At 67.2% G+C, this 14,345-nt stretch carries 10 protein-coding genes and 1 pseudogene; 2 read left to right on the top strand and 9 right to left on the bottom strand.

Features of this window, described 5'->3' with window-relative positions; all coding sequences use genetic code 11:
- Window positions 1–235 precede the first annotated feature (235 nt).
- Window positions 236–1,243: pseudogene (gene tagH, locus HWX36_RS00005) on the top strand (type VI secretion system-associated FHA domain protein TagH); the annotation flags it as partial.
- A 54-nt stretch (window positions 1,244–1,297) separates the two neighbouring features.
- Here tagH and HWX36_RS00010 read toward each other — a convergent pair.
- From HWX36_RS00010 to HWX36_RS00045, 8 genes are all read right to left on the bottom strand, one after another.
- A complete protein-coding gene (locus HWX36_RS00010; protein ID WP_175950785.1) occupies window positions 1,298–2,776 on the bottom strand; it encodes a diguanylate cyclase in 1,479 nt (492 codons plus the stop codon).
- Window positions 2,777–3,173: 397 nt separating this feature from the next.
- Window positions 3,174–4,619: an NAD-dependent succinate-semialdehyde dehydrogenase gene (locus HWX36_RS00015; RefSeq protein WP_069748211.1), complete on the bottom strand. Its 1,446-nt coding sequence runs from the start codon at window positions 4,617–4,619 to the stop codon at window positions 3,174–3,176.
- 163 nt (window positions 4,620–4,782) lie between these two features.
- The gene (locus tag HWX36_RS00020) at window positions 4,783–6,081 is read right to left on the bottom strand and encodes a cytochrome c (RefSeq protein WP_175950260.1); all 1,299 of its coding nucleotides are present in this window, start codon (window positions 6,079–6,081) and stop codon (window positions 4,783–4,785) included.
- Window positions 6,082–6,096: 15 nt separating this feature from the next.
- Window positions 6,097–8,319, bottom strand: coding sequence for a xanthine dehydrogenase family protein molybdopterin-binding subunit (locus HWX36_RS00025; RefSeq protein ID WP_175950261.1), 2,223 nt, complete (start codon window positions 8,317–8,319; stop codon window positions 6,097–6,099).
- Window position 8,320: 1 nt separating this feature from the next.
- Window positions 8,321–8,776 carry a (2Fe-2S)-binding protein gene (locus HWX36_RS00030; RefSeq protein ID WP_175950262.1) on the bottom strand — a complete coding sequence of 152 codons (456 nt, stop codon included), beginning with the start codon at window positions 8,774–8,776 and terminating at the stop codon, window positions 8,321–8,323.
- A gap of 140 nt (window positions 8,777–8,916) precedes the next feature.
- Window positions 8,917–9,216 carry a putative quinol monooxygenase gene (locus HWX36_RS00035; protein ID WP_175950263.1) on the bottom strand — a complete coding sequence of 100 codons (300 nt, stop codon included), beginning with the start codon at window positions 9,214–9,216 and terminating at the stop codon, window positions 8,917–8,919.
- A 93-nt stretch (window positions 9,217–9,309) separates the two neighbouring features.
- Window positions 9,310–10,368, bottom strand: coding sequence for an NADP-dependent oxidoreductase (locus tag HWX36_RS00040; RefSeq protein ID WP_175950264.1), 1,059 nt, complete (start codon window positions 10,366–10,368; stop codon window positions 9,310–9,312).
- Between the two features lie 234 nt (window positions 10,369–10,602).
- On the bottom strand, window positions 10,603–11,223 hold the full coding sequence (locus HWX36_RS00045; protein WP_175950265.1) for a TetR/AcrR family transcriptional regulator: 621 nt from the start codon (window positions 11,221–11,223) through the stop codon (window positions 10,603–10,605).
- 306 nt (window positions 11,224–11,529) lie between these two features.
- Between HWX36_RS00045 and HWX36_RS00050 the strand changes: the two genes are divergently transcribed.
- Window positions 11,530–13,101 (top strand): hypothetical protein, encoded by a 1,572-nt coding sequence (locus tag HWX36_RS00050; protein WP_175950266.1) that lies wholly within the window; start codon window positions 11,530–11,532, stop codon window positions 13,099–13,101.
- Window positions 13,102–13,219: 118 nt separating this feature from the next.
- Here the strand turns inward: HWX36_RS00050 and HWX36_RS00055 are convergent, their stop codons facing one another.
- Window positions 13,220–14,242: a DNA-binding protein gene (locus HWX36_RS00055; protein ID WP_175950267.1), complete on the bottom strand. Its 1,023-nt coding sequence runs from the start codon at window positions 14,240–14,242 to the stop codon at window positions 13,220–13,222.
- Window positions 14,243–14,345: the final 103 nt, after the last annotated feature.

A 14,345-nucleotide genomic window follows, 5' to 3' on the forward strand; every position in this document is an offset into this window, starting at 1 on the left:
AGCCGGCAAGCTTACCGAGGTCCAAACGCGACATTTCTAAATGGCTAGAACACGACATTTCTAAAAAGCTACTACAACACAAGCTATCGATAATTCACGTTATGTAAAATAAAAATTGCACGCAAACCGAGTTGCGACGATCATTGACCCGGCGGTCGACTGCCGCGACGATTTCAGGCCGGCTCCTGCCACACATCTTCGTATCCTTGATCGTCGATGATGAAATGTGTGCCCGGCACGCGCTTCAGCGGCCCCCATGCAAGCATCGTCTTCGCGGGTCGACACGAAAGGCGCCGGCAACCGGCTGTGGGGGCTTCTCCAGGATCGTCTCGCGCCGCGCGGCAAGGCGGCGGACGCCAGCGCACGACCAGGCGGCCCCGCACGGGCGGACGCAACCCAGCCGGCGAATCGCGCAGCGCAGACCGTACCGCCCGCACCATCGCAGCGCGACCTCAACCAGTTGTCGATCGATCCGCTCGACCTGTTCGCGCAATCATCGGGCGATATCGGCACAACGGGCGTCGCGCCGCAGGTCGATCGCGGCAATGCGGATCGCGAAGCACCGTCCACGACACAGGCCGACCATGCGCCCGAGTGGACGCACCACGTGCGTGTTCAGCCAGCTGCCGCGCGCGCGCCGATGCCCGATGAACTGCTGAGCGCGTTCTTCGAAGGCGCGGGGCTGGATACGGCCGCCGAGTCGCATCAGTGGTCGGCCGAACAACTGTTCATCGCGGGCCAGTTGCTGGCGCTGTTCGCGAACGGCACGGTCGAGCTGCTGTCGTCGCGCAGCATCCTGAAGCGCGAGGTGAAGGCGCACATGACGATGCTGCTCGATCGCGAGAACAACCCGCTGAAGCTGCTGCCGGACGGCGGCGCCATGCTGCGGCAGATGTTCGGGTTGCCGCTGCCGGGCTTCATGTCGCCGCAGAGCGCGGTCAGCGACGCGTTCCAGGATCTGCATGCACACCAGATCGGCATGGTTGCCGGCATGCGCGCCGCGTTGATGGACCTGCTGACGCGCTTTTCGCCGCAACGCCTGCGCGAGCGTGACGACGCGATGCGCTGGTACGAGAAGCGCGTGCCCGTGCTGTACAAGGCGAGGATGTGGGATCGCTACGCGGCGACCCATCGCGACACGGTGTTCGCGATCGAGGACGATTTCGCGTCGGTGTTCGGCAAGGCGTTTCTGGCGGCGTACGACGCGGAAGTGGAAAGCTATCGCGGCAGCGGCCGGCATTGAGCGTCGAACGGCACGCCCGCCATCGGCAATGGGCGATGCGTGCCGGCGGTGGTCTCAGGTGCCCGTTTCATGCGAGGCAACCTTGTTTCGCCCCGTTTCCTTCGCGTGATACAACGCCTCGTCGGCCGCCTTGATCACCGACTCGACCTCCCCTTCCTGCTCGGGGGCCCAGCTTGCCACGCCGATACTCGCGGTGACGCGCCCGAATTCGCTTTCCGCATGTTCGATCGCAAGCCCGTCGATGGCCGCACGAATCCGCTCGGCGATCTCCGTAGCGCCCGTGGCCGGCGTATCGGGCAGGATCACGACGAATTCCTCGCCGCCATAGCGGGCCGCGGTGTCCGCGGGTCGCCGGATGTTGTCGCCGATGCACCGTGCCACCGCCGCCAGCGCGTCGTCGCCGGCCTGGTGACCATACGTGTCGTTGTAGGCCTTGAAGCGGTCGACGTCGACGAACAGCAGCGAAAACACCGAGCGGGCACGGCGTGCGCGACGCCATTCGAGGTCCAGCACTTCCCCGAACGAGCGCCGATTGTTGAGCCCGGTGAGGCCGTCGGTGCGTGCGAGCATGACCAGCTCGGATTCGGCCCGCATCCTGCGCCGCAGCTGGACGCCCAGCATGCAGGACAGCACGATGAACGCCGCGCCGAAGGTCGCCACCAGCACCCCGATCATGATCGCCCGGCGCCGCCATGCGGCGTAGATGTCCTGCTCCGCTTCGGCGACCATGATGATCAGCGGCAGATGCGGCAGCGTCTTGAAGTAGTAGAGGCGGCGCACTTTGTCGATCGTCGAGGTGTCGAGGAACGAGCCTTCCGGCGCGCTCAGGAAGTGGCGAAACGTCGCCGCCTTGCTGAGGTCGCGGCCGACGGTGTGCACGTCGTACGGCTGGCGCATGAACATGATGCCGTCCGTACCGATCAGCGAAATCGCGCCGTGCGAGCCGAGCGCGAGGCCGGCGAACAGCGTGTGGAAATACTCGAGATTGACCGCGATCATCACGATGCCGCCGAATGAGCCGTCCGGATTCGATACGCGGCGCGTCAGCGCCACGCTGAGCGAGCCGCCGCGCAGGCGGGACGCATAGGGATCGCTGATGTAAAGCCCGACGTCCGGATTGTCCCGGTGAACCGTAAAGTACTTGCGGTCGCCGAAATTGCCCTGTCGCGGTATGTCGTTCGCCGAATCCAGGACGATGTTGCCGGCCGCGTCCAGCACGAGCATCGAGCCGAGAAATTTCGCCGTCATCGCGTGATCGAACAGGACGCCGCGCCGCAATGCCGGCGAGGCCGCCATGACGTCCGGCTGCTGCAAGCCCTGAATCACCGCGTCCAGCGACAGGCCGTACAGCTCGATATTGCGTTCGATGTCGCGCTCGGCGACGAGCGCCAGGTTCCGCGACGTATCGCGTGCGCGATCGAGCGCGTCGTGACGGCTTTGAAACAACTGCAACACGCAGAGGCCCATCAGCGCGCACGCTATCAAGATCCCCGCCAGCACAACGTAGTACGGCGCTGCCGACCGCGGATGCATCCGTTTCCTCTCAGGTTGGGCCGACGCTGACGCACCGGTTGTTATGGTTTCTTCTGGATAACCTATACCAAAAAGCGTGGCACTCGGGTACGAGGTGCAGTCCGTACTTGCCAGGTGGCTGACGACTTGACCTGAGCGGTGTCGAGCGGATCGGGTTCCGATCGGGCAGGCACCGGGTGCCGGTGCCATTCACCGAGGGGCGTGGTGTCGCGTATGTCGTGGCTGGTGACTGAATCGAAACAATCGACCCGCAGTGACGCGCGTATTGAAATACCAGGGTGGTTGCCGTTCGAATGCGGCTGGCAGGAGAACTGACGAAAGCCGGGCGTACCGCCCGACCTGCGCCGATCGCGTGCGCAACGCCGACAGCGCCGCGCACGCGATCGATTGACGACCGTCAGACGGCCATCACTGTCACCGATTTCGTGACGAGATACGGCTCCAGCGCTTCCGGCCCGCCTTCCGACCCGTAGCCGGAGTCCTTCACGCCGCCGAACGGCATTTCCGGCCACGGCGTTGCCGGCTGGTTGATCCACAGCATGCCGACTTCGAGGCGCTGCGTGAGCAGGTGCACGTTCGCGAACGAACGCGTGAACGCGTAGCCGGCGAGACCGAACGGCAGGCGGTTCGCTTCCGCGATCGCGTCCTCGAGCTTGTCGAAACCGCGGATCGCCGCGACCGGGCCGAACGGCTCGTTGTTGAACACGTCCGCTTCGAGCGGCACGTTCGCGATCACGGTCGGCGCGAAGAAGTTGCCTTCCGAGCCGATCCGTTCACCGCCGGTTTCGATGCTCGCGCCGACCTTGCGCGCGTTGTCGACGACCGACGCCATCGCGGTGAGCCGTCGCGGGTTCGCGAGCGCGCCGAGCGTCGTGCCCTCCTCGAGGCCGTTGCCGACCTTCAGCCCTTCGGCATGCTTGACCAGCGCGCGTGTGAATTCGTCGCGAATGCTGTTGTGCACGAGAAAGCGCGTCGGCGAAATGCAGACCTGCCCCGCGTTGCGGAATTTCGCGCCGCCGGCGGCTTTCACCGCCAGCGCGACGTCGGCGTCCTCGGCGACGATCACCGGCGCGTGGCCGCCCAGCTCCATCGTCGCGCGCTTCATGTGCAGGCCCGCCATCGCGGCGAGTTGCTTGCCGACCGGCGTCGAACCTGTGAACGTCACCTTGCGGATCACCGGGTGCGGGATCAGGTACGACGAGATTTCAGCCGGATCGCCGTACACGAGGCCGATCACGCCGGCCGGCACACCCGCGTCGACGAATGCGCGCAGCAGCGCGGCCGGCGAGGCGGGGGTTTCTTCCGGCGCTTTCACGAGGAACGAGCAGCCGGTTGCCAGTGCGGCGCTCAGCTTGCGCACGACCTGGTTGACCGGGAAATTCCACGGCGTGAAAGCGGCGACCGGGCCGACCGGCTCCTTCACGACGGTCTGCTGTGCGGCAAGGTTGCGCGGCGGCACGATCCGGCCGTACACGCGGCGGCCTTCGTCCGCGAACCATTCGATGATGTCCGCTGCCGACAGCACTTCGACGCGCGCTTCGGTGAGCGGCTTGCCCTGCTCCTGCGTCATCAACTGCGCGATCGCGTCGGCGCGTTCACGCACCAGCGCGGCCGCCTTGCGCATCGTCGCCGCGCGCTCGTGCGCGGGCACCTTGCGCCATGCCTCGAAGCCGCGTTGCGCGGCGGCGAGCGCACGGTCGAGATCGGCGATGCCCGCGTGAGCCACCTTGCCGATCGGCTTGCCGGTCGCCGGGTTCACGACGTCGATCGTCTTGCCGCTCGCGGCGTCAACCCACTCGCCGTCGATCAGCAGTTGCGTATCCGTATAAGTCACGTTAGCCATCCAGACACCCCTACATTGCGTCGATAAACGCGCGCTGCCGCGAACGGCCACGCGCCGGTTGACAGGAAAAGACAGAAAAAAGCCACGCCGCCGGGGCAGGCACGCACCCGGCGGCAGTGACGGCAGGCACACCGGCCCGCCATCGTTCCGCATGGGGCCGCGCTCAGCGCGCGGCCGCCGTCGCCTTGCGAAGTTTCGCGACGTCCGCCGCCTGCACGGCCGGCGCGCCGTTGTTCCAGCCGGCGCGCATGAACGTCAGCACGTCGGCGATCTGCCGGTCGTTCAACTGGTTCGAGAACGCCGGCATCGGATACGCGGACGGCACACCATCGATCACGAGCGTGTCGCTGCCGTTCAGCGTCACGTTGATCAGCGACGCGGCATCGGCTTCGAGCACGTTCGGATTGCCGGCGAGCGGCGCGAGCAGCGGCGCGTAGCCGCGCCCGTCCGCGCCGTGGCAATGCAGGCAGTAAGCGTTATACACCTTCGCGCCCGGATCGGCTGCCGGCCGGCCCAGTGCTGCCTGCGTCGCTTTCGGATCGTAGCTGTACGGCGGCGCGCCCGTACCGCCCGCCGCCGGCAGCGATTTCAGGTAACGCGAAATCGCCGCCAGATCGTCGTCGGAGAGCGCCTGCGTGCTGTGGTTGATCACGCTGACCATCGAGCCGAACGCGGTCGCATGACGGTTCGCGCCGGTCTTCAGGAATTGCGCGACCTCGGCCTCGTTCCAGCGGCCCAGCCCCGTGTTCGGCTCGCCGGTCAGGTTCGACGCGAACCAGTTGTCGATCGGCGCGCCCGACAGGAACGCCGCGCCGCCTTCGTCGAGCGCCTTCTCCTGGAAGCCGACGCCGCGCGGCGTGTGGCACGACCCGCAGTGCCCGAGCCCCTGCACCAGATACGCGCCGCGGTTCCACATCGCGTCCTTGGCCGGCTTGTCGGCATAGGGCGTCGTGTCGAGGAACGCCATGTTCCACAACGCGAGCGGCCAGCGCATGTTGAGCGGCCACGGGATGTCCGACGGCCGGTTCGCCTGCTTCACCGGCTCGACGCCGTGCATGAAATACGCGTACAGCGCCGTCACGTCGTCGTCCTTCAGCTTCGCGTACGACGGGTACGGCATCGCCGGATACAGGTGATGGCCGTCCTTCGCGACGCCCGCGCGGAGCGCACTCGCGAACTCGGCTTCCGTATAGCCGCCGATGCCCGTTTCCGGATCGGGCGTGATGTTGGTCGTGTAGATCGCGCCCATCGGCGTGACCATTTTCAGGCCGCCGGCGAACGGCGTGCCGCGCGGCGCGGTGTGGCACGCGACGCAGTCGCCCGCTTTCGCGAGATACGCGCCGCGGGCGACGAGCGCGCTGTCGGCCGGTGCCGTCTGAGCGGCATGGGCGGCCGTGCCGGCCAGCAGCGCAGACACGGCAAACAACGACGCGCCGAGCATCTTCAGGGTGAGGTTTCGCATGGTCGTCGCCTCCCCTTACGCCGTCTTCAACTGGTCGCCGACCGGCAGCTTGCGCAGCCGCTTGCCGGTCGCCGCGAAGATCGCGTTCGACAGCGCCGCGGCCGTCGCGGCCGTGCCCGGCTCGCCGATCCCGCCCGGCGCTTCACCGCTTTTCACCAGATGCACGTCGATCGGCGGCGTCTCGTTGATCCGCAGCATCCGGTAGTCGGTGAAGTTGCTCTGCATGACGCGTCCGTCCTCGATCGTGATCTCGCCGTACAGCGCGCCCGTGATCCCGAAGACGATGCCGCCCTGCACCTGCGCCTCGATCGTGTTCGGGTTGACGACCATGCCGCAATCGACCGCGCACACGACACGCTTCACCTGCACCTCGCCGTTATCCACCGCGACATCGACGACGATCGAGAAGAAGCTGCCGAACGCGTGCATCACCGAGACGCCGCGCCCTTGCCCCGTCGGCAGCGCCGGGCCGCCCCAGCCGGCCGCCTTCGTCGCGACGTCGAGCACGTTGAGCGCGCGCGGCGTCTTGCCGAGCAGCGCGCGGCGGTATTGCACCGGGTCGGTCTTGGTCTGCGCGGCCAGTTCGTCGATGAAGCTCTCGACCACGAACGTGCCGCGCGTCGGGCCGACGCCGCGCCAGAACGCGGTCGGCACGTGGCGCGGCTCCTGGCGCACGTAGTCGACCAGCTGGTTCGGCAGGTCGTACGGCAACTCGGCCGCGACCTCGACCGCATCGGGATCGACACCGTGCTGGAACGCCGGCGGCGCGAAGCGCGCGATGATCGACGAGCCGACGATGCGGTGCTGCCACGCGACCGGCTTGCCGTTCGCGTCGAGGCCGGCCGAAATCCTGTCGTAGTAGCACGGCCGGTACATGTCGTGCTGCACGTCTTCCTCGCGCGTCCAGATCACCTTCACGGGCGCGTTGACTTGTTTGGCGATCTTCACCGCCTGACCGATCATGTCCGTTTCGAGCCGCCGGCCGAAACCGCCGCCGAGCAGGTGGTTGTGCACGACGATCTTCTCCGGCGGAAAGCTCGTGAGCTGCTGCACGGTGTCGACCGCGCGCGTCGGCACCTGCGTGCCGACCCAGATCTCGCAGCCGTCGCCGCGCACGTGCACCGTGCAGTTCACCGGTTCCATCGTCGCGTGCGCGAGCAACGGCTGTTCGTAGACGGCGTCGACGCGCGTCTTCGCATTCGCGAATGCCTTGTCGACGTCACCGTCCTTGCGTGCGACCGCGCCCTTGCCGTTCGCCGCCGCCCGCGCGAGATCCGCGAACAGATCCTTCGTCGAGACCTTCGCGCCCGCGCCCTCGTTCCACTTCACGACGAGCGCCGATGCGCCGCGCTTCGCGGCCCACGTGTGATCGCCGACCACCGCCACCGCGTTGTCGATGCGCACGACCTGGCGCACGCCGGGGATCTTCTTCGCTGCCGTGTCGTCGACGCTCGCCACCGTGCCGCCGAACACCGGGCTGTTCACGATCACCGCGTACAGCATGCCGGGCAGGCGCACGTCGAGCCCGAACTGGGCCGTGCCGTCGACTTTTTCCGGCGAATCGAGCCGCTTCGCGGGCGTGCCGATCAGCTTGAAATCGGCCGGTTTTTTCAGCGCGACGTCCTTCGGCACCGGCAGCTTCGCCGCCGCATCGGCGAGCTGGCCGTACGACGCGCGTCGGCCGCTCGGCGAATGCTGCACTTCGCCGTTCGCGGCGCGGCAGGATGCGGGATCGACGTTCCATTGCTTCGCGGCGGCCGAGACCAGCAGCGTACGGGCGGTCGCGCCAGCGCGGCGCAGCGGTTCCCATGCATAGCGCACCGACGTCGAGCCGCCGGTGAGCTGGCCGCCGAGCAGCGGATCGAGGAACAGCTTCTCGTTCGGCGGCGCATGGTCGAGCGTCACGCTCGACAGCGGCACTTCGAGTTCCTCGGCGATCAGCATCGGCAGCGCCGTATAGACGCCCTGCCCCATCTCGACCTTCGGCATCACCAGCGTGACCTTGCCGGCGCGGTCGATCTGCACGAACGCGTTCGGTGCGAACACGCCGGCGCGCGGGGTTTCGTCGCCGTCGCCGCCGATCACCGACCGGCGTGCATCGTCGCCCGCGGCCGGCAGGCTGAAGCCGAGCAACAGGCCGCCACCGGCCGCCGCGCCCAGCGACATGCCGAGCCTGAGGAACGAACGGCGCGATACGCCCGTACCGGCCCGGCCGGCTTCGATCAGTCCTCGCGACATGTCAGGCCTCCTTCGCGGCTTGCTTCACGGCCGCGCGAATCCGGTTGTACGTGCCGCAGCGGCAGATGTTGCCGGCCATCGCCGCGTCGATGTCGGCGTCGCTCGGGTTCGGGTTCGACGCGATCAGCGCGGTGGCGGCCATCACCTGCCCCGACTGACAGTAGCCGCACTGGACGACGTCGAGCTCGCGCCATGCCTGCTGGACCTTGTGGCCGGCCGGCGTTGCGCCGACGGCTTCGATCGTCGTGATCTTGCGGCCCGCGACGGCCGCAACCGGCAGCACGCACGAGCGCGCGGCGACGCCGTCGAGATGTACCGTGCACGCGCCGCATTGCGCGATCCCGCAGCCGAACTTCGTACCGGTGAGGCCGACGACGTCGCGCAACACCCAGAGCAAGGGCATGTCGTCGGGGGCGTCGACCGAGCGGGTTTCGCCGTTGATGTTGAGGGTGACCATTCAGCCTCCGGGGCCGGTGTATTGGGGAAGCAGCGCGCATGGCGCGCCGCGCTGTGTCGTCGTTGTCATCGCCGTCGCGCGGTGCGCGACGGGTGCCGCGCGGCCCGGGTGGGACGAGCCGCGGCGGTGATCCGACGTCGTTACTCGGCCACGTCGATGCCCGACAGCACATTGATGACCGGCGGTGCCGTGAACCAGTCGGCCGACTTCGTGCGGAATTCAACGAAATACGGGCTCGCGAGGTGCGCGTCGAACGCAGCCTGGTCGTCGTAGATCTCGTACAGATGCAGGTTCGGCGAGCCGTCCTGCTCGCGGAACAGGTCGTAGCGCCGGTTGCCCGGCTCGGTGCGCGTCTTCGCGACCATGCTGCGCAGGACGGCCTCGGCGGCCTCCGCGTGTTCGGGTTTCAGGAACAGCGAAGCAATCACGTGAAGCGCCATCTTGTCACTCCTATCGAAACGGAATCGAGCATGCCACAAGCCGGCGTCGCGCGACGCCAGCGTGCAACTGTGGTGTGTCGCCGTGCCGCGGCATCAGGCCAACTCGTCCGGGCCCACGCGCACGACGACCTTGCCGAAGTTCTTGCCGGCCAGCAGGCCGATCAGCGCTTGCGGCGCATCGGTGAGATCGGGGACGACGTCTTCCAGCGTCTTCACCTTGCCCTGCGCGACCCATTCGCTCATCTCCTTCAGGAACGGCGCATAACCGGTCGCATAGTGATCGAGGATGATGAAACCCTGCACGCGGATGCGCTTGCGCAGGATCGTACCCATCAGCGCCGGCACGCGATCACGGCCGGTCGACACCGCGGTGTCGTCGTATGCCGCGTCGTTGTAATGCGCAATGATTCCGCACACGGGCACGCGCGCATGCTCGTTGAGCAGCGGCCACACCGCGTCGAACACGGCCCCGCCGACGTTCTCGAAATAGACGTCGATGCCGTTCGGGCAAGCGTCCTTCAGCTTCGTGGCAAACGCCGGATCGCGATGGTCGACGCACGCGTCGAAGCCGAGCGTGTCGGTCACGTACGTGCACTTGTCGGCGCCGCCCGCGACGCCGACCACGCGGCAGCCCTTCAACTTGGCAATCTGGCCGACCACCGCGCCGACCGCCCCGCTTGCCGCCGCGACCACCACGGTTTCGCCGGCCTTCGGCTCGCCGATCTTCAGCAACCCGGTGTAGGCGGTGAAGCCCGGCATGCCGAGCACGCCGAGCGCGTATGACGGATGCGTGAGGTCGCGGCCGAGCGGAATCAGGTCGCGGCCGTCGGACAACGCATAGTCCTGCCAGCCGGCGCCCGCTACCACGAGGTCGCCTTCGCGGAACGCGGGCAGGTTCGACGAGACGACCTGGCTGACGGTGCCGCCGACCATCGGCTGGCCGAGTTCGGCCGGCGGCGCATAGGACGGTGCGTCGCTCATCCGGCCGCGCATGTACGGGTCGAGCGACAACCAGACCGTGCGCAGCAGCACCTGGCCGGCGCCGGGCGTCGGCACGTCAGCGGATTCGGTGCGGAAGTTGTCCGGCGTCGGCGCGCCGACCGGGCGCGAATTCAGGATGATCTGGCGGTTTGCGGTCTTGGTTTGCGGCATGTGAGTCTCCGTCAACAGGAATAAACGTGCTTCGTGGGCACGATCGGATCAGGGATGGGCCAGCAGAAAGCGCGCACGCGTGGCAGCGCCGACGGTCAGGCCGTCGCGGTCGCACGCGTGCGGTTGGAACAATCGGGACAGCGTAACGCGGAGCGATGCGTTCGTCATGCGTGCTTAAGTAGACCAGTCGTCTAGAATCAGGGCAAAAACAAGGCGCGCCAGTGCGCGCCCGGGTTACGACTGCGCTCCGCTCGGCTCGAGCGGCGGCAGGTTCAGCATGCGCCGCGTTTCGACCATCGCCCTTTCGAGCGGCTGGCGGTTGCGGTGAATCTTTTCCAGCAGCGTTGCGCCCAGCCACAGCTCGTAGAGGATCGCGGCCGTGTACGACGGATCGGCGACCCCGCTCAGCGAACCGTCGGCCAGCCCGGCCTCGATGCCGCCCGCGAGCCGCTCGATGATCTGGCTCGTGCCGTGCCGCAGCACCGTGCGCATCGCTTCCGACAGGTCGGACACTTCCGCGCCGAGCTTCACCGCGAGGCACTTGCCTTCCGGATCGTCCGCGCATTGCGTGTGCAGCCAGTTGTTCCAGTACGTCATCAGGCGCTCGGCGCCCGTGCCGGCCTGATGCTTGAACAGGTTGTCGAGATGCGCGAGATAGCCGTCGAAATACGATTCGAGCAGCGCTTCGCCGAATGCCTCTTTCGAGCCGAAGTAATGGTAGAACGAGCCCTTCGGGATGCCCGCCGCAGCGAGAATCTCGTTCAGACCGACCGCCGAAAACCCCTTGTGGAGCATGATCGGCTTGGCGATATTCAGGATGTGCTGGCGGACTTCCGCGCCTGAAGATGCATTCATGATGGCGTATATTAGCAACGATTAGACCGGTCGTCTAGCAACCTCGAACCGGCATGTTGAGCGGCACTTTACCCGATCCCCGCCGGGCGCCCAAACGTCGCGCCGGCATTCCTCGCTCCGTTTCCCCCTGCCGCGTGCGCGGCGTCACATGCACGACTCGGTTTCGTCGCGGGCGTTTCATCGATCTCCCGCATAAATACGCGCGGCGCATGTGCCGGCAATCGAGTCATTTCGACCGGCATTGCACACGTGTGCAATGCGCCGGATCGCCGTTGTCGCCTCCCGAACCCGTGACCAGGAACGCCCATGACCGCTTCGAAACCCGAACGTCCGTCCGCGCCGAACCGCCGGCGCTTCATCCAGCGCGGCGCCGCGCTGACCCTGTCGCCGCTCGTCGGCACGCTGGCTGCCTGCGGCGGCGACGGCAACCCGACGTCCGCGTCGTCGTTCGCCGCCACCGGCGCCGCGGATGCGTCCACCCGCCAGTACGGCATCGCCGACCGCTCGATCACGATCAACGTCGTCAATGCGATCCCGTCGACGACACTCGCGTACGGCAACGCGGCGAGCCAGAGCGGCTCGCTGCCGCAGGCGTCGCAAGCGCAGGTCGCAACCGGGCAATCGACCGCCGTCAGCGCGTCGAACAGCTGGGGCGACTGCACGGGATCGTTCAGCCTGGCCGGCGGGGACGCATCGTTTGCGATCTCGTACACGCATCCGTTCGGGTCGCAACCGACCACCGTCAGCGTCACACCGTCGGCCGGCTACGTGTCGGGCGCCGACGCCGCCACGTTTCCCGGTCACGACTCGGTCGCGAATCTCACGCTGTATCGCGGCGTCGCGACCGCGAACGGCGCGTGGGTCGTCCCGCTCGCGCAGCTCGCGACGCCGCCGGCCAACAACTGCCAGGATTTCGCGAACAGCATGTTCGGCAGCAACGTGCGCACGGCCGCGGCGATCCAGTCCGCGTACCAAAGTACCGGCCCGCTCGGCTACGTGCCGCCGGCCGACTTCACCGGCGGTCAGCTCGCGGGCTTCGTCGCGCAATGGGTGCAGCGCTGGCAGAACGGCGCAGCTTATGGCGCACTGCCCGCCGCCGATGCGCAACTGATCGACGCGTTGAAGCAGTACGTATCCACCGCATCGAACGCGGGCCCACTGACGATGTGGGTGCCGCAGATCGCGTGGCAAGCCGGCTCGGATCCGGCGGTGTTCGCGTTGACGGGCTATCGCGCGTTTCCGTTCGTCGATGCGCAGGGCAACTGGATCGCGGGCACGCTGTCCGCGTTCCTGACGCAGCTGGCGGCCGGCTCGCATATCGTCGCGATCAGCGCGACGAGCGACCTGCCGGCGGGTGTCACGATGCAGGCGTTCGACAGCTTCATGGGCGCGAGCGGGCTGACGACGTCGACGGATATCGGCAACTCGCACTACGCGTCGGTTTTGAACACGACGGGCCGCTATTACCTGAGCGTCGGCAGCGATTTCGCGCCGGCAGGCTGCGGGCTGATTCTGTCGTTCCTGTACGGGCGCACGGTGAACAACCTGCTCGCGGGCGCGGGCACGTACAACACGTTCGTCCAGCTCGAAGGCTGGCAGGCTGGCGGTTCGCGGCACAACGCCGACTATGCGACGTATCAGCAGACGCTGTGGAACATCTCGACGTACGGCGCGTCCGCGTATAGCGAAAAGCGCGCGACGTCGATTTTCCTCGCGCCCGCCGGGTGGACGCCGCAGGTCTATCAGACGACGCGGATGATGCCGTACGTCGGCGCCTATGCGCAGTCGAACGGCTCGCCGCAGGGCTGGCTGAATACGTCGCTCGTCACGATTCCGGCGGACGCGCCGGCGCTGCCGTCGCGGTACGTGTCGAGTTGATTGGTATCGGTAGATGGGCGGGCGATCGGGGGTTTAGGGGGCGCGGTCGCTTGCGTGCAGGCTTCAGGCTTCAGGCGTGCGCCGCCTTGGGCTGACACTAGCTTGCGGGCCCCGCCCGTTAGCGCGGCTGCGCGTCGGCTGCGCGCTTTCGTGTGCGCGCCCTCCGCTCGTCGCGTTGCGCGGCCGGTGCCGCCTTGGCGCCACGCAACGCTGACCGGCGCGAGAGCACTGTCATTTCGCGCCGCAGCGCGTCGAGTTCGTTGGCTCGCGCCGCATTGGTCGCCTGCGCGCCGTCGAGCTGCCCTTGAAGCACGCCGCATCGATGCAGCGCCTCGCCGAGTTGCGCCTGCAGCGCGGCCACCTCCTTGCGCTGCTGCGTATCGCGCTGCTCCGCGCGCAATGCCACAGCATCGAGTTCCTTCTGCAGCCGCGCGGCGGCGAGCCGCTCGCGATCGATCTCCTGCAGCGCTCGCTTCTCCGACGCGCGCAAGCGTTCCTCGGCCCGGCCGGCGTCGTCGCGCAGCCGGTCGAGTTGGGTGGTGAAATCCGCGCGTGCCTGCGCAAGTGCGCGGTCGCCTTCCGCGTTGTCGGCCGTGAGGCGTTCGATATCCGCTTGCAGCGCTTGTCGCGATGCGTCGTCCGCCGCCCTCGCCTGTTCCAGTTCCTGAATCCGCACCTGCGCGGCCAGGAGTGCCGCGGTGCGTTGTTCCAGCGCGGTTTCGGTACGGGCCAGTTCGGCCTGCAGTGCCGCGACTTCCGCCTTCGCCGCCATTCGTTCGGCTTCGACTTCCGCGCGCAGGGCGTCGAGCGCGGCGGCCGCGGCGGCGCTCGACCGATTCCACAGCGCTGCAACCAGTTCGCCGGCGGCCGCCTGCAGATCGGCGGGCAGATCGGGATGCTCGATACGGACGCGACTCTTTTCCCTCAGCTCCGCCCAGAACTCGCCGAGGACGGCCGTCGGCGTGCTCATGCTGCCCTTGCGCACGAGCTGGTACAGGCGGTTCGCGGTGGGCGTGATACCGAAGCGGAAGAACAGCAGCGCGCAGGCTTCGCGATACAACTCGCGGGTTTTCGGGAAGTCGGCCTTGAGGCGCTCGATTTCGGCGGTCAGGCGGGATTCGTCGGCGGCGAAATCGGACATGGTAGGGGTGGGCGGATGATTTCGTAAATAATATAACGTAAACCGTTAAATATCCAATCTATCGATCGTCTATATTTGACATTATTTCTATAATGTCGAGATG

Origin of the sequence: Burkholderia sp. BCC0405 (assembly GCF_902833075.1) — a bacterium.
In the GTDB taxonomy this organism is placed as follows: domain Bacteria; phylum Pseudomonadota; class Gammaproteobacteria; order Burkholderiales; family Burkholderiaceae; genus Burkholderia.